The sequence below is a fragment of the Photobacterium angustum genome (assembly GCF_002954615.1).
In the GTDB taxonomy this organism is placed as follows: domain Bacteria; phylum Pseudomonadota; class Gammaproteobacteria; order Enterobacterales; family Vibrionaceae; genus Photobacterium; species Photobacterium angustum_A.
Genome location: NZ_MSCJ01000003.1, coordinates 673,174 through 689,194 on the forward strand (window position 1 = coordinate 673,174; position 16,021 = coordinate 689,194).

Here is a 16,021-nt window from a genome sequence, read left to right on the forward strand (position 1 = left end):
AATGTAGAGTTGTAAAGCTGTCCTTAAGCGAGTCTTAAGGGCAGCTTTTTTTTACGTCAAATGTGATGTTACATGTGAAAATACCAACAATCGATTAACAATTTATTGAATAGTGAGCCAAACTTGATTTGCTGAAGTATTATTTAACAGGAGACGTTCAATGAAAAATAATATCACTGTAGTATTTTTCGCACTTATGATGTTCGGTTGTACTCATACTGCTAATAACGGAGTTCGTTTCTTACCTGATCAGTATGTCAGTAATGTTCAACACGATAGCATTTATTATTATGGTTACAACCAAGGTTGCAAGTCAGCATTGGCTCAGAGAGGTAACTCGAATGCTGATTTTAAGAAAGACTCGACATTAGATGGTTCAAACTCTCGTTTTAATATGGGATGGGATGATGGGATGCAAGCGTGTGCTACGGGAGAAATGCAAGTTATAGATAATATTAATGCTAAGAATTCACCTATTTAAAGTTGTAAATGCTGAAAATTCTAATTAATGGATAATATGAGACCAATCTCAAATAACTCTATAAATAATTTGGTAAAAGAATATAGATGTAATAATCTTCTTACAATAAGAGCTAAAAATGTTCAGATAAAAAAAACAGATCAAATGATCTGTTTTTTTAGAGTGAATAATAAGAAAGCCTAGCCGTAGTATTTCTTAATCGTTCGTATTTACTTTGTTTATGCTGCTTTTGCATCGATAATAGAGATAACATCTCCATTATCAAAGTTGATAGTGGTTGCAACGTTGATTTCAGGCAAAAGTAAATAGGCACAATTGGTGCCATCGTCTGCAGTAATTTCAACAACAACATTTAGTTGATTTTCTAAAAAATCACTTAAGCTTATTTTATTGCAATCAATATCAGAAATATGCAGTTTTTTATAGCGTCCTTTTGAATCGTGTACCCAAGTAGTGAAATTGTGTAATTCACTTTCCATTTGATATATAAAATCTGCCAGATTTCTCATAGAAACTTCCTTTATGTTGATCAATATAAAATATTGACTCACATCTTCATTATGTACAAAAAACTAAATTATGAAACATAGTCCTGAAATTTTTTATAGATAGTGTGATCTGAAATGATATTTAAGGTAATTATTACTTCTATCAACAATTTTTATCATAAGATTTATAAAATATAACATAAAATAGTTTCACTTATATTTCAAAAAGGCATTATAAATAAATTGCTATTTGGCTCTATATATGTATTTGGTATTTTCAATAAGGGGGTGTTCAGGGTTTTATTATTATGAGGTCTGTTACATGTATTATTTTGTTAATTTAGTATAACGGCAGTATAATGCTTTAAAGGCATTTATTGTCAGGTAGTATCTCATTGTATTTATTTTTATGTCTAATAGTTATTATTCCCTGGATCAAGGTGGGTGACCAATTTAGCGTTTAACTTGATATGATTTGAGAAAACTTGTCTCATTCATGATCGAAATTCGCTATTATGTGTTGGTTTATAATAGTTACTTAATTGGTTAATTATGTCTAAAACAGCAGTAAAAGTTATACAAAAAGTTACATGGATAGGCTCAATCGCCAATATTAGCCTCGCATTTATCAAAATTACTATTGGTAAAATGACGGGAAGTCAGGCACTTATTGCCGATGGTGTACATAGTTTTTCTGATTTAGTAACCGATACTGCAATACTTATTGGCTCTCGTTATTGGACGGCGCCTGCTGATAAAGAACACCCTTATGGGCATGGGCGCTTTGAAACGTTAACTAATATCTTTATTGGTATATTGCTCGCGCTTGTTGGTATTGGTATAGGCTGGGAATCACTGACGTCTATTAGTGAGCAATCACACAGTCAACCAGGTATGTTGGCCTTTGCAGTCGCAGTTATCTCGATTGTTGTCAAAGAAGTCTTGTATCGCTGGACCGCAGTTAAAGCAAAAGAAATTAACAGTCGAGCATTACATGCCAATGCATGGCATCACCGTTCTGATGCACTTAGCTCTCTTCCTGTCGCTATTGCTGTTATTGCTAATTATTTTGTACCTGAACTGCATTATTTAGATCAAATTGCCGCATTAATTGTTACGGCTATGATTTTAAAAGCGGCGGTTGAAATTTTATGGCCTGCGGTACTTGAAATTACTGAAGCGAAAGCTGACGCTGAAATTGAAAGTAAAATTCAAGCGTATGCAGCAGAAGACAAGGATATCAAAGAAGTGCATGCCATTCGTAGTCGTCGTACTGGTAGTACAATTTTGTTAGATTTTCATTTACTTGTCGATCCTGAAATGAGTGTAGACAAAGCGCATACGATTGCAGAAAATTTTAAAACGCACTTACTTGAAGTGTTAGATGAAGTGGTTGATATCATCATTCACATTGAACCATTTAATTGCAAAGAAAGGGTATTGAATCCTTGCTGCGATAACTGTGATAACGATAACTAGTTAATTTTAAAAGATAAATTTAAAACAAATAAAGAGGTGATGTTGTAGAACATTACTTCTTTATTTTTTACCAGATGTATTATTAGCAAGATTTTGGCACTAGTTACAAACCAGAGAGAAGTATAAAGACTATAGTAATCGTAATTTAGCTGAGATTTATTGGTGACGTTATGCCTTTAATATCGATAAAAGCATTACCATTTGATCCACAAATTGAAATAGACAGTGCGTTAAAATCTTTGTCAGAGATAATAGCGCTTCAGTGCCAAATAGATCGTGAACATATAATGATCACTTGGGAGTGGTTGAGTTATGAGCATTATGTCCATCATGGTGCTGTAGTTGATAAGCAACAACAGGGAAGTCATCCTGTTTTGATTGAGTTAATAGCGCCTAATTATTATTCACATGACAATATTAAATTCTTAATGGAATTGATTGCGACGAATATATCTTCAAATTTACCGATTAATAGAAATAATATATTTATCAGTTATACACCTGCTTATAGTGAGGGAATATATGATCAAGGCCATGTGGTAAATTGGGAAGATAATTAATAAGCGGCAAATATCTTAATTGAATGAAAGAATAAAGCCGCTATTAATGACTAGATAATAACCTTTTTAAGCCATGAATTAATGTCGTACAGCTCGTTTTTATATTTATCCTGCTCTACCGTTAATTCTGATATAGCGTTGCTTATAGTGGCTGCATTATATTCAAGACCAAAGAGTGTTTTTTCGACTAGCTCAATAGGTGTTGGATCTAAGCTATCTGTGAACATTTTTACAGAAATAATATGACCTTTTTTAACATCTAAATGAAGCTCTACGCCTCCCCAAGAAAAACGCTCATCAAGAGAATGCATAAACTGCGGCGTATTACCAAAATTCCAGTCCCAACTCGCTTGTTGCTGGTATTTTTGTGTAAATCCAGGTAAGTCAGGCAGGCTTTCTGGCGAGATATATTCAATATCTACATATTCACCGTAGTGGGCAAAAAAAGAGGCTGTAATTGCTTTACATACACTTTCATGGTCTATGTCAGGAAGTAGTTCATTCAAGTTGATAACGCGGGATCTGACGGATGTGATCCCTTTAGCCTCAAGCTTCTTTTTATCTGGATTTAGGTAATTAGCTAAACGTGTCAGATCTGCACTTAAAAGAAGAGTGCCATGATGAAACCCACGATCCATTGTTTCTCTATATGCAGAACCTGAAAACTTACGATCACCATCTCTTGTTGATACAACAAGATCGTTTCTACCTGTTGCTGTTGCGTCTATTCCAAGCTGTTTTAAAGCTGATAATACGATTTCTGTTGAGATGTTTTTATCATATTTGGGTTTTCCAGCCATAAAAGTGAAATTAGTATTACCCAAATCATGAAATACGGCTCCGCCACCACTTTGACGGCGAGCAAGGGTGATCCCATCCTGATCCATTTTCCTTGTGTTACATTCTTTCCAAGGGTTTTGAGCTCGGCCAATTACAACTGTATCCGCATTGCGCCATAAAAAAAGAACCTGCTGATCGGCTGGCATATTTCGAAAAATAGCGTCTTCAACAGCAAGGTTAAACCAAGGTTGTGTTGATTGAGAAATAAAAACACGTGTTGTAACGGACATTTAACAGACCTGATAATGACTAGACAATATAGTAAATTTACAGGCTAACGTTATTGAGGTAAAGCAGAGGAAGATTCTGTTTCTATTATACGGGAAGGTACAGTTTGGCTTAAATCGCTAAATGTAACAAAAGTAATAGTTAAAAAAAAACCAAATCATATATTATAAACTGGAAGAATATATGATTTGGGAATGATGTTTATGTTTCTCTGTAGAGAATTTTAATGCGTTTTATTGCTTGGAATCAGGATAACATTGCAGGTTATCAGAATATATAGCCATTGTTGAAAGGTAAGGTTGATAACATAAGCGTTAATTTTCTAACCTATCCTTGTAAGCGTAGTTAAAGATTACTGGCCTGAAAAGCAAATAATTAAAAAGTTGAAATGAGTGCATGGCATGAAACCATGCCTCTGATCGTGATGTAAATTTATTGCTGGCTAGTTTGTGCAGAGGGAGTTGTACTTTCAACCTGTGTAACAACATCATAAGTGATGAAGTAGCCCACAAGTAGAATAAGAGGGAGAAATTTAAACCACTTTTTCATTTTAATATACCGATAGTAGAGATAGCTTCTCACCATACCATGCAAAAATTTACGATAAAGAGTTATTAATGGAAAGTTAGGTTTCTTATGAAGCTCATATTATGACCGTTATTACTCGGCTAATTTTCTATACAAAAAAGCCGAACATTATGTTCGGCTTTGTGTCTTAATGCTGCTATTTGTTAGAAATAGAGGCGGACAACTGATTCGGCAACACAACCAGGACGTCGACATCCTTCAATTTCTACTGTAATTTCTTGCACAATTTCCAAGCCACGTTTAATTGGCGTGACGGATTGAATTTTAGTACGAGCACGCACATTTACACCTGATTTTACAGGATAAGGAAAGCGCACTTGGTTTAATCCATAATTCACGGTCATTTTTGCTGTAGGAAACTTTTGATTATTAGGATCGACACTATCCGTTAATACCGATAATAATGACAGCGTTAAAAATCCATGAGCAATGGTTGTTTTAAAAGGTGATTCTGTTTGTGCGCGCTCTGGATCAGTATGGATCCACTGGTGATCGTCAGTAACATCGGCAAAACTATTAATGCGTGATTGTTCAACAGTTAGCCATTCCCCAACATGAATTTCTTCACCTAATGTTTCATTTAAGGTATTCATTAGCTTTTCAGCTTCAGGGTGCATCTCAATCTGTTCTGGCTTTTCTACTTCCATTGCATTGCCATTGGCAACAGAAACCAAACTATGATCTTTAACCCATGAAGCTATGTGGCTATTGTTTGCTTTGTTTAAGAACTCAACCCAGTAATCTCGGATTGTTGGAGATAGCCAGTCTTTAAATTCAAACTGGTGATGCGCTAAGACTTCACGCTTACGTTTGATAAAATCGACTACTTTTTCTTTCATAGAGCATAACCTTCGTTGATATAACCCACTGTGTAGGGGGCACGTATTTTAGCGAGATATTACATCCACACAAACTTTTTCGTGCTTCGTGTCGCATAAAACGACTCATCCGATGAGTTGATTTTAGTTAAATCAATGAAATAGCGCAATGTATTAATGTAAATTCTTGTCTTAAGTTACATGATACTCAAAAATTTTATCACTAAATTAATGACTTAGTGGTATGACTATTATGTTAGAAAATATTATATGTCTACTTTTTGTCATAAAAACATCCTTTCACTGTAGTAAAAACTTCATTTTTGTTTGCCAAAGTGTAGCGGTTTTTTACCTATGTTAAGGATTAACTGTGAATAAGCCATTATTAACAACGCTACTGATTTCTACTTTATGCTCACCAATATATAGTGCTCATGCTGAAACCCCGCTTGATATAAATTTAATTGGACGTGCATTGCTTAATGCTGAATCGCCAGAAGGTGCGGCTGAAATTGTTGCTTACCAGAATAACAAAAAACGAATCTTTGCTATTAATGGCTCAGGAACGACATCGACGGTAGAAATTGTTGATATTGCTAATACTCCCTTAACTAATCTCAAATTAACATCTGCGGGTGTGGTAGACGGCAGTAATTTAAAATCGACCTACACGATTAATTTAAATAAATATACAGCAGGAAATGCCAATAGTATTTCGATTGCTGAAAAGTCAGGATTAGCTGCTGTTGCTATGGCTGCTAATAAAACAGGTGAAAAAGGCGTCATTGCTTTTTATGACATTAGTAAAGACATACCTCTATTTATTAAGAATGTCGAAGTGGGTTATCTACCGGATATGGTGACATTTACACCGGATGAAACCAAAGTTGTCGTCGCCAATGAAGGTGAACCATCAGGGGATTACTTAACAGATCCTGAAGGCTCTATTGGTATTATTAGCATCAATAATGGCAAGGTGGCTGATAAAGCAGAATTACTCGATTTCACTTCTTTTAATGACAGACAAATAGAATTAGAAAAACAAGGGATGGTTTTTTCTAATCCTAACGGTCAAACCATTAAGGGCTTGAAAATTACGACAGCAGTCGCCCAAGACATTGAGCCTGAGTATGTCGCTATATCGAAAGACAGTAAAACTGCTTATGTGTCGTTGCAGGAAAATAATGGTATCGCTATTGTTGATTTAGCGACAAATAAACTCACTTTAAAAGGCTTAGGTTTCAAAGATTGGTCTAAGTATAAGATGGATGCATCTGATAAAGATGGCGGCATTAATATGAAGACTTATTCGGGGCTTTATGGCATGTACCAGCCTGACACATTGGCAAGTTACAGTGTAGATGGAAACAACTATGTCGTTATTGCAAATGAAGGTGATGGTCGCGAATACTTCTTTGATGCGAAAGATAAAGAATCATGCAAAGCACAGGGCGGAGTAGATTTTGACAAGAAAAAGGGCTGTGTGTCTTTTGTTAATGATATTCGCGCAAAAAAACTAATGCTTGCTGATAATTTTAATTATTTAAAAAATGATGAATCAGATATAGGTCGCCTGAAAGTTAATCCTCAGTTAGGTGATAAAGATGGCGATGGTAAGTATGAAGAACTATATACCTTTGGCGGACGTTCTTTTTCTATTTTAGATAGTCAAGGCCAGATGATTTTTGATTCGGGCGATGAAATTGGACAACTAACCGCTAAAATTCACGGTAAAGCATTCAATAATGATGAAGATGAAAATGCAGGTGATGCGCGTTCTGACGCTAAAGGTGCTGAACCTGAAGCGTTAACTGTCGGAAAAATAGGCGATAAAACATATGCTTTTGTTGGGTTAGAGCGTATGGGAGGGGTAGTTGTTTATGATATTACAGAGCCACGTAAAGCACATTATGTTGATTATTTTATTAATCGTGGCGTTGTAGAAGGCGAAGCGATCACGGGTGACTTAGCACCTGAAGGAATGACATTTGTGGAAGCAAGAAATAGTCCAACTCAAAAACCGTTAGTAATTATTGGCAATGAAATTTCTGGCAGTATTGCGGTATGGGAAATTTCAACTAAGTAATTGTTCACAAATAAAAACGCCGATATCTTTTTAATCTATGAAGATATCGGCGTTTATGTATTACTTAATAAATAAGATCACGGTTATTATTGCTCTGCTCTTGGTTGGCTTACATTACCTTCACGGAGTGACTTCAAAACCGTATCTTTGGGACCATCGGCTACAATTCGTCCTTGCTCCATAACAATAAGTCGGTCAACAATATCAAGCATACTGGTTTTATGAGTGATTAAAATCAATGTCTCTTCAGGTGTCATATTAGTAAGTTGACGTTTTATATACATTTCAGAGCGGTTATCCATACTACTCGTTGGTTCATCCATAATCATAACGGGTGGGTTAGATAAGAATGCACGCGCAATTGCAATTGCTTGTCTTTGACCACCAGAAATAGCATGACCACCTTCACCAATTTGTTTTTCTAAGCCTGCAGCGTCGTGTTGGGTAAAGGCTGTCACGCCAGCACGCTCTGCTGCTAACAATATTTCATTATCACTGGCTAATGGACGGCCTAATGTAATATTGTCACGAATTGAGCCAAAGAATAACGTGATATCTTGTGGAACACAGCCAATATTTCGGCGGATATCAATATGATGAAGTTGATTAATATCAGTATCATCAATTAAAACTGAACCTTCTGTTGGTCTATATAGCCCCATTAACAAACGTTCTAAACTTGTTTTACCTGAGCCTATACGACCAATAATTGCCACTTTTTCACCAGGATTAATGGTGAGGTTAATATTTTTTAGCGCAGCATGTGTCGCATTGGGGTAAGCAAAGGAAACATTATCAAATTCAATTTTTCCGCGAATAACAGGGCGGTGGATGTAACGTTTACCATCTTCTTGCTCTAATGGCATAGCCATCAACTGTTCAATGACCGTCATTGCTGATTTTGCTTGGTTATAACGGGTAGAAAGTAGGGCAAGTTGTACCATTGGACCAACCGCACGCCCACTTAGCATGGTTGAGGCAATCAACCCCCCCATGGTGAGTTCGCCATTGGCAATTAAATACACACCCACCACAATCATTGCGACAGAAACGAACTGTTGTAAGAAACCTGCGGTATTTTGCACAGAGTCTGTTAAACGACGTGATTTCAAACTCCAGTTGGACATATGTGCTACCGCTTCTTCCCAACGGTATTGGAACTGGCTTTGTGCGCCAAACATTTTAACCGTCTCTAAACCTGATAGGCTTTCGATAAGGTTGGCATGTTTTTGTGAAGAAAGACGTGAGCCTTCTTCAATACTCTTACGAAGTGGTCGTTGAATAAAGAAGCTATATGCCACTAAAATTAGTACTGCAATCAAGGGCACTAATGCTAGAGGTCCAGCCATGATGTAAATAATCAGCAAGAACAGTAACGCAAAAGGTAAATCGATCAACGAAGATACCGTTGCCGAGGTAAAGAACTCCCGAATAGATTCAAATTCTTGTAAATGGCGAGCAAACGCACCAACAGAAGCAGGTTTTGCTTCCATACGAATACCCATAACACGGCTAAATATTTTTGCTGATATTAATAGATCCGATTTTTTACCCGCTAGATCAATAAAATAGCTTCTTAGCAGTTTTAATATCAAATCGAAAACAAAAATAACCGTAATACCAATGGCTAACACCCATAATGAATCAAATGCCAGGTTAGGTACAATTTTGTCATACACTAAGCGAGTGAAAAGGGGGGCGGCGATGGCAAAGATATTGATAAGAATTGAGGCTATCAAAACATCGCGGTAAATATTACGAGATTCCCATAGCGTACTCCAAAACCAGTGACCATCACGCGTTTTTAGAATTTCAGGAGAGCGTTCATCGTAGCGGAAGCGCTTTTTGATTAAAAATAAATGGCCAGTGTATTGCGCATTTAATTCATTCAATTTGATCCATTGTTCACTACCTTCATTTTGTGGCAGTACAACTTCGGCTTCACCTTTCTCTTTATCAATACTTAAAACAACACATGCTTCTCCACCTTTAAGCAGAGCGATGACAGGAAAGAGCAGAGAAGAAATACTTTCCAATGCCATTTTTGTTTCTTTGGCTTGTAGTCCTGCTTTATCTGCTGCACGAGGAAGAAGAAAAGGAGACAGTAAACCATCATTTAATGGTAAATCTGCAACAAGCGCGTCTGGTGAATTTGCCTGACCATAAAAACGGCTTATATAAACGAGTGACTGAAGTAAAGGATCTTTCATTTTAATTCTCGTGATTCAATTGATCAGTAACAAAACCTTGGAAACCGAGTATATCCATCGCAGCTAACTTATCTTTCTGCTCTGCAGTTTCAACACGTGTTGCAATTGTGTTAACAGAAAGGTTATTGGCTGTACTCGTGATTGATTGAAGCACATCCATTTTTATTTGGTCATCGAGTTGAGAGGTATAGGCAAAGTCTAGTTTAACGTAGTTTGGGCGTAATCGATTTAAATAGCCTGTTGAACTAAAACTATGTCCGTAATTGTCAATGCCGAAGCGGAAACCATTTTGGTGAATAATTTCACATAGTAAAGAAGCATTATCTATTTGTTTAATAAAACAAATTTCAGGCAGCTCAAATAGCACACGATCTTTAATGTGTTGCGCTGCTTGCAATTTACTGTTTAACCAACGAATGAAGCCAGTATCATTTACACTGCTTTGAGTGATGTTAATCGCAAGAGGCACCGAAGTTAGGTTTTTCTCTATATCGTTAAATAAAGCATCAACGATGTAGCGGTCAAAATTAGCGCCTTCATTGAGTTGCTCTATCGCTGATAAAAACTGACCAGCATTAAATCGCTGGTTATCTTTTTGAATGTAAGCGAAAGCTTCTTTATGCAGTATTTTATTGTCAACATTGATCGCTTTTTGGAACGTGAAGTGGATAAGCTTATTGGCGATAGCTTCATCAACCAATGCTTTCCATTGTTGCTTACCTAATGATGTTGTTTCTTTCTTCTCATCAGATTCAATCACAGCTAAGGGCTCTTTTGGCTCTTGGCGTGCTTTATTTAAGGCATTATCGGCACTTGCTAATAAGCTTGAAATAGTTTCATTTTCAGAACAGACAACAATACCAACGGCAGCATGTAGCGGTGCAATACCCAATGGATCTGAATTAAGATCTGAAGTCATGTTAAGCATTTTTCGACCAAATTCGATCAGTTCTTCTTTGGTTGCTTTAGGCGATATTAAGACAAACTCAGATTGGTTCAGACGTGCAATGGTTACATCGTCATTTGATAACTCTTTCAAACGAGATGCAATTTTTTGTACTAACTGATCACCCACTTCATAACCAGACTGTTTATAACTATCTTCAATATCATCAGCTTTTAACAATGCCATACCGCCACTAGGTTTGCGTGATAACCAAGAGGTAATTTTAGAGATTAGATAGCTGCGGTTGGCTAAACCTGAAACGGGATCTTGATAAGCTCGAATACGAAGGTTATCTGCAACTTGTGCTTGTTGTTCAAAGTGACTTTGAAGTTGTTGGTTCATTGAGTTAAAAGCGGTAACCACATCAGCTAGATCGCGAGTGAGAGGCATTGGAAGAGAAGATGTGAAATGCTGTGACGCCATCTCTTTTGCACTATTTTGGATCTGCTTTAAAGGTTGTAATACTTTATTTAGAACAAGCGATAAAATGATTGCACCTAAAATTGAACATACAACGAAACCTAGCATGAGTTGCACGGTAGCTTTCCACAGCTGTTGATAAGCTGTTGCTGGGCTACTTGTCACGGTAAGGTTAGCAAGTTGCATCCAACCACTTGCCAGTGTTGTTGATTGCGTTATCGGTTCAATATTAATGAGGCTTTGGAACCAACTAGGTACACCAGCAACCGTCTGAGGATACTGACGAATGATTTTCTTGTCAGAATCTAATAGCTCAAGTTTAACTTCACTGTAAAAACTTGAGTCAAACGTTGCGCTTATCACTGATTCTGCAGCAACCATGTCTTTATTTTCAAGGTAAGGAGACAGGGCAAAACCAACTGAGCTTATTGCATTAGTTAGCTCTGTTGATTGCTGGTGAACAAGATAGTCTTTTGTAGTACTGAATTGGATTGCAAAGACCGCACTGATAAATGCGAAAAATACAACCAGCATCCATAGTAAAAGCTGTCGGTAAAGGGTCATTGGTGTTCACTCGTTAATAAGTATTTTTAGGGCGGTGTAGTATTATTTTATTTGAACGATCACGGAGATCGTTCCATAGGCTAAGACGTGACGCTTTTCCTGCGACTTGGCTTTGCCCTCTATTCTTCATTAGCCACAACTTGCTACCATTAAAACTGTAAATAGGCAGTAAATCTTTTCGTTGTGTTGCAGGTAAAATCTCACTTTTTAAGTTGTCTAAAATTAGAGGTACAGAGGAGGGAGTAGGGTAGTAAGCGACAACCATATGGAATTGATTCAGTTCTAAAGCTTTTACGTAAATTAATCGTAGCTTTTTATCTGGTATGCCCAGTTCTCGTAATGCTTGGTATTTGGCGATACTAAAATCTTCACAATCACCTGCGCCTGCACCTACAAATTCATAAGGTGTAGCCCAGTAATCTTCTTTACCCCATAATTTCACATCACTGATGAAAACAAATTGATTGAAAAAGTTATTAACAGCTTTAAGTTTTTGCTGTTCGGTTAAGTGTTGTGAATTTTGGATGAGTGCTCGCCACGCAGTCGCTCGTTTCCCAGCTCTTTCTCCGTAAAAGTGTTCTATTTTTGCGATCTGTTGCTTGTTCGTGGCAGCGAATACATTCACTGCCACGACTAAACACAGAGCCCAGAAGATTATTTTTTTCAACGTGGATTCTATTTATTAATTTTCACGAACAGTATAGATTGTCCATTCTTTCACAACGTTACCTTGAGATCCAACAACTTGAGCGACAACACGACGGCTAAGTGCGTTACTTTCTTCAACATCTGATGCTTTTACAGGATCGCTATCACCAAAACCTATAGTTTTAATGCGAGAAGGTGCGACCCCTTCAGTAATCAGCGCTTGTTGAATAGCTGCAGCGCGACGCTTTGATAACGCAACATTGTATGCGGCGTTACCGACTGGACTTGCATACCCTTTTAGTTCAATGTGCGTTTTTGGGTATTTGGCTAAAAATTCGCTCATATTGCTAATGTTTTCCATATAACTTTCAGGGATTTCTGAAGAGTCATTGGCAAATAATACGTGAATATTATTTTCTTCTGAATTTTTAACAAATGTAGGACAGCCATCGTTATCTACAACAGCATCTATTGGCGTATCAGCACAGCGGTCACGCTGATTGATCACACCATCGCTATCTGCGTCAAAAAGATCTTTTGTTTGTTTTGCAATAGGAGGCTGCGGTACAGAGAGTGAACAACCAAACAAAGAAAAAGACAGTAAAACCGTGATTACGTATTTCATTTTTAATCCTCTTATTTAACAGACTTTGCCCAAGTTTCTGGGATCTCAACGCGCATCTCATCAAGGATTAGACCGGTTGCATTAAGAACACGGTATTTTGCTAAAATACCATCATATTCAGCAGTTAAATAAGCTTTACGTGCTTCAAATAATTCGTTTTCGGTGTTGAGTACATCAAGTAATGTACGCTGACCAATCTTAAACTGTTTTTCGTATGCGATAACGGTACGTGCAGAGGCATCAACGTGCTCTTGCAAGAACAGTTTTTGTTTTTTCGCTAAATCTAATGCGCTCCAAGATAGGCGAGTACCTTCTTCTAACATGTGGTGAGCACGATCACGAATGTCTTTAGATTTGTTAATTTGGTATGCAGCGCGGCGAGATTTTGCGACATCACTACCACCGTTATACAAGTTATAGCGCATTTTTAGCATTGCTTTTAGCTCATCAGTTTTACCTTCAGAACCATTTAAGTCATCTCCCCATTCTTGCGATGCTTCTATACTAAACGATGGGTAGAACGTACCTTTTGCTTGCTTGTACTGATATTCAGCAGCGTCAATGTCATTCGATGCAACTTGTACCACAGGGTTGTTTTTCTTTGCTTTTTCTAACGCATCATCTAATGATTTTGGTAGATAATTCACGTCAACTTCAGGCTTTACAAGATCTTTAGGATACTGACCTACGATACGTACAAACTGGGTGATCTTATCTTGTAAATTGCTTTGTGCTGCCAGTAGATTTGTATTAGAACTGGCTAAACGGCCTTCAACTTGTGCTAAGTCGGCTGTTGAACCAATACCTGAATCGGCACGTTTTTTAATGTCTGAATACATTTTTTGATGAACTTTTAGGTTCGATTCTGACAAAGCGAGCACATCTTGAGCATGAAGCACATTTAGATATGCTTCTGTGCTCTTTAATGCTTTGTCTTGTGCATCAGACAGTAATTGATAACGCTCTGCTTCTGTTTCTGACTTATTACGTTGAATATCGTTGTAGGTAATCGAGCCATCCCAGATTAGCTGTCGAATGTTGATTTTCGCACTACGAGGCTCATATTCTCCAGAAGGACTTTTAGCTTTGTAATCGTCATAGCCAACACCGGCTTCAAGATCGACACTCGGTAGATAGTCACCTTTTGAAGCATTGATCAACTCATGCTTACTTTGGAACTCATTGTAAGCACTTTTAATTTCTGGATTACTTGAGAGCGTTTCAGCTACTGCTTGTTCCAATGATTGCGCCATAACAGGCGCAGCCATACATTGAAGACCGATGAGAAGGGTAATTCTTTTTAATTTATATTTCATAGTCATTTTATTATTCTCTTAACGCAGTATGTTGCGCTTTGAGTATTGGTTTAAGAAGATAATCAAGTACAGAGCGTTTTCCTGTAATGATATCAACGGTGGCTGTCATACCCGGTATAATAGGTAGAGCTTCGCCATTAGGTCCCTTTAAGCTACTTGCATCAGTACGAATCCTGACTTGATAGAAACTGTTGCCTTCTTTATCTTGGATTGTATCTGCACTGATTGTTTCCAATGTTCCATGTAAACCACCATAGCTAGTAAAATCATAAGCACTAAATTTAATGATTGCTGGCAGACCTGGGCGTAAAAAACCAATGTCTTGCGGTGCTATTTTAGCTTCTATGAGTAAGGTATCTTCCGTTGGCACTATCTCCACTAATGGCATGCCCGGTTGAATAACACCACCTACGGTATTTACATGAATTTTTTGGATTGTACCTGTCACAGGTGAAACCACAGTTGTTCGTTTAACACGATCTTCTAAACCAATTTGGGTTTCACTTAAGCTCCCTAATTTGTCACTGGTTTCATTTAGTTGTGCTTGAATATCTGAACGGAACTGTAATGCAATATCGATGTATTTAAAGCCAGCTTCTTGAATTGCTGCTTGCGTAACAGGAATTTGCATTTTGGCAGAGTTTAAATCACGTTTAGTATCGTTTAGCGATCGTTGTAACTTCAGTAATTCTATTCGTGGTACAACACCTTCCTCGGCTAATGGTTTTGTAATATTGTATTCTTTTACAGCAATACCATAGCTGCTACGTAAGTTGCTGACTCGAGATTGTGTTTCAGCCAGTTCTCTTTCTTTTTGTGATGCTTGCTCAGAAGCAACAGAAAGCTGGTTTTGTAGGTTATTTAATTTGTCTGTAAATTGATTGAGCTGACGGCGAACTAATGCTGGATGTGCTTTTTTAAATGCATCGTCAAAAACGGGTGGTTTACGTTCAATAGTGACACTGTTTCGCCAATGAGTATTATCTGCTTTATTGCTTACAGTAACACTTGCAAGTAACGCATTTAAACGTTGAGAGTCTGCTTGCATAGAAGCTAAGCTTTGAGTCTTTTCTTTAAAATCGGATTTAAACTGTGTGTCGTCAATTAACAGTAAGGTTTGCCCTTTCTTTACTTGTTCACCTTCTTTAACTAGCACTTTTTTGACGATGCCGCCTTCAAGGTTCTGTACGATTTGAAGTTGAGAGGAAGGAATAACTTTTCCGCTACCGGAGGTCACTTTGTCTAACTTGGCAAAGTAAGCCCAAATAAAAGCGGTGATAAAGAATAAGATCATTACCCACAGAATAACACGAGCGCTTTTAGGTGTGTTAAGCAACAATGCTGCTGATTTATCATCCACAAACTCTAGATTTTCTGCTGAAATAGAAGCGTTTTTTTTGTTCATTACTTGTCCGCGTTAGATGCTCACTAAAGGGTAGTGCTGACCAACGTCCATGTGTTTTGTTATTTTAAATGATCGTCCGCATTACAGTTTTTACGCTAGTTACTGTATGCTACCAATACTAGTATTATTAAGTTCACAAGGCATGTTTTTGCTCTTGCTCGATTCTTAATCAGCATTTGTTATTGATATTTTTATGAAGTATGTTACAAAAGCTTGCAAATTCATAGTTGAATAATAAGAATTTTTAGCTAAACATGTCGTCAAATTATTGACGATAAGTTTTTTTTAATCAATTAAAAAAATGCCGTTTTTAATAAGA

The 16,021-nt window shown here is 37.2% G+C and carries 13 protein-coding genes; 4 read left to right on the forward strand and 9 right to left on the reverse strand.

Features of this window, described 5'->3' with window-relative positions; genetic code table 11:
- The first annotated feature begins 160 nt into the window (after positions 1-160).
- Positions 161-481, forward strand: a complete 321-nt coding sequence (locus BTO08_RS17780; RefSeq protein WP_105061944.1) for a hypothetical protein — start codon at positions 161-163, stop codon at positions 479-481.
- 218 nt (positions 482-699) lie between these two features.
- Here BTO08_RS17780 and BTO08_RS17785 read toward each other — a convergent pair whose 3' ends face one another.
- Positions 700-990, reverse strand: coding sequence for a hypothetical protein (locus BTO08_RS17785; protein ID WP_105061945.1), 291 nt, complete (start codon positions 988-990; stop codon positions 700-702).
- Between the two features lie 531 nt (positions 991-1,521).
- Here BTO08_RS17785 and BTO08_RS17790 point away from each other — a divergent pair.
- Positions 1,522-2,448, forward strand: a complete 927-nt coding sequence (locus BTO08_RS17790) for a cation diffusion facilitator family transporter (RefSeq protein WP_105061946.1) — start codon at positions 1,522-1,524, stop codon at positions 2,446-2,448.
- A gap of 170 nt (positions 2,449-2,618) precedes the next feature.
- Positions 2,619-3,008, forward strand: coding sequence for a hypothetical protein (locus BTO08_RS17795; protein WP_105061947.1), 390 nt, complete (start codon positions 2,619-2,621; stop codon positions 3,006-3,008).
- 50 nt (positions 3,009-3,058) lie between these two features.
- On the opposite strand, the gene BTO08_RS17800 is transcribed toward BTO08_RS17795, so the two are convergent.
- Positions 3,059-4,078: a lipoate--protein ligase gene (locus tag BTO08_RS17800; protein WP_105061948.1), complete on the reverse strand. Its 1,020-nt coding sequence runs from the start codon at positions 4,076-4,078 to the stop codon at positions 3,059-3,061.
- A 729-nt stretch (positions 4,079-4,807) separates the two neighbouring features.
- Positions 4,808-5,503, reverse strand: coding sequence for a MaoC family dehydratase (locus BTO08_RS17805; protein WP_105061949.1), 696 nt, complete (start codon positions 5,501-5,503; stop codon positions 4,808-4,810).
- Positions 5,504-5,852: 349 nt separating this feature from the next.
- Here BTO08_RS17805 and BTO08_RS17810 point away from each other — a divergent pair, with 349 nt between their 5' ends.
- Positions 5,853-7,568, forward strand: a complete 1,716-nt coding sequence (locus BTO08_RS17810) for a choice-of-anchor I family protein (RefSeq protein WP_105061950.1) — start codon at positions 5,853-5,855, stop codon at positions 7,566-7,568.
- A gap of 86 nt (positions 7,569-7,654) precedes the next feature.
- On the opposite strand, the gene BTO08_RS17815 is transcribed toward BTO08_RS17810, so the two are convergent.
- Genes BTO08_RS17815 through BTO08_RS17840 form a run of 6 tightly spaced genes read right to left on the reverse strand, consistent with a single transcriptional unit; the run spans position 7,655 to position 15,702 of the window.
- Positions 7,655-9,778 carry a type I secretion system permease/ATPase gene (locus tag BTO08_RS17815; protein ID WP_105061951.1) on the reverse strand — a complete coding sequence of 708 codons (2,124 nt, stop codon included), beginning with the start codon at positions 9,776-9,778 and terminating at the stop codon, positions 7,655-7,657.
- A gap of 1 nt (position 9,779) precedes the next feature.
- Complete coding sequence (locus BTO08_RS17820; protein ID WP_105061952.1) at positions 9,780-11,708, reverse strand: EAL domain-containing protein; 1,929 nt, start codon at positions 11,706-11,708, stop codon at positions 9,780-9,782.
- A 13-nt stretch (positions 11,709-11,721) separates the two neighbouring features.
- A complete protein-coding gene (locus tag BTO08_RS17825; RefSeq protein ID WP_105061953.1) occupies positions 11,722-12,375 on the reverse strand; it encodes a transglutaminase-like cysteine peptidase in 654 nt (217 codons plus the stop codon).
- 15 nt (positions 12,376-12,390) lie between these two features.
- Positions 12,391-12,981: an OmpA family protein gene (locus tag BTO08_RS17830; RefSeq protein ID WP_105061954.1), complete on the reverse strand. Its 591-nt coding sequence runs from the start codon at positions 12,979-12,981 to the stop codon at positions 12,391-12,393.
- 11 nt (positions 12,982-12,992) lie between these two features.
- Positions 12,993-14,303 (reverse strand): TolC family outer membrane protein, encoded by a 1,311-nt coding sequence (locus BTO08_RS17835; RefSeq protein ID WP_105061955.1) that lies wholly within the window; start codon positions 14,301-14,303, stop codon positions 12,993-12,995.
- Between the two features lie 4 nt (positions 14,304-14,307).
- Entirely contained in the window at positions 14,308-15,702 is a 1,395-nt protein-coding gene (locus BTO08_RS17840; protein WP_105061956.1) for an HlyD family type I secretion periplasmic adaptor subunit, read from the reverse strand.
- Between the last annotated feature and the right edge of the window lie 319 nt (positions 15,703-16,021).

What these genes read in the sequence shown, in the direction of transcription:
- BTO08_RS17815 (WP_105061951.1), bottom strand. Translation starts at nt 9,778, where the DNA reads ATGAAAGATCCTTTACTTCAGTCACTCGTTTATATAAGCCGTTTTTAT.
- BTO08_RS17820 (WP_105061952.1), bottom strand. Translation starts at nt 11,708, where the DNA reads ATGACCCTTTACCGACAGCTTTTACTATGGATGCTGGTTGTATTTTTC.
- BTO08_RS17835 (WP_105061955.1), bottom strand. Translation starts at nt 14,303, where the DNA reads ATGACTATGAAATATAAATTAAAAAGAATTACCCTTCTCATCGGTCTT.
- BTO08_RS17805 (WP_105061949.1), bottom strand. Translation starts at nt 5,503, where the DNA reads ATGAAAGAAAAAGTAGTCGATTTTATCAAACGTAAGCGTGAAGTCTTA.
- BTO08_RS17830 (WP_105061954.1), bottom strand. Translation starts at nt 12,981, where the DNA reads ATGAAATACGTAATCACGGTTTTACTGTCTTTTTCTTTGTTTGGTTGT.
- BTO08_RS17800 (WP_105061948.1), bottom strand. Translation starts at nt 4,078, where the DNA reads ATGTCCGTTACAACACGTGTTTTTATTTCTCAATCAACACAACCTTGG.
- BTO08_RS17795 (WP_105061947.1), top strand. Translation starts at nt 2,619, where the DNA reads ATGCCTTTAATATCGATAAAAGCATTACCATTTGATCCACAAATTGAA.
- BTO08_RS17780 (WP_105061944.1), top strand. Translation starts at nt 161, where the DNA reads ATGAAAAATAATATCACTGTAGTATTTTTCGCACTTATGATGTTCGGT.
- BTO08_RS17785 (WP_105061945.1), bottom strand. Translation starts at nt 990, where the DNA reads ATGAGAAATCTGGCAGATTTTATATATCAAATGGAAAGTGAATTACAC.
- BTO08_RS17790 (WP_105061946.1), top strand. Translation starts at nt 1,522, where the DNA reads ATGTCTAAAACAGCAGTAAAAGTTATACAAAAAGTTACATGGATAGGC.
- BTO08_RS17840 (WP_105061956.1), bottom strand. Translation starts at nt 15,702, where the DNA reads ATGAACAAAAAAAACGCTTCTATTTCAGCAGAAAATCTAGAGTTTGTG.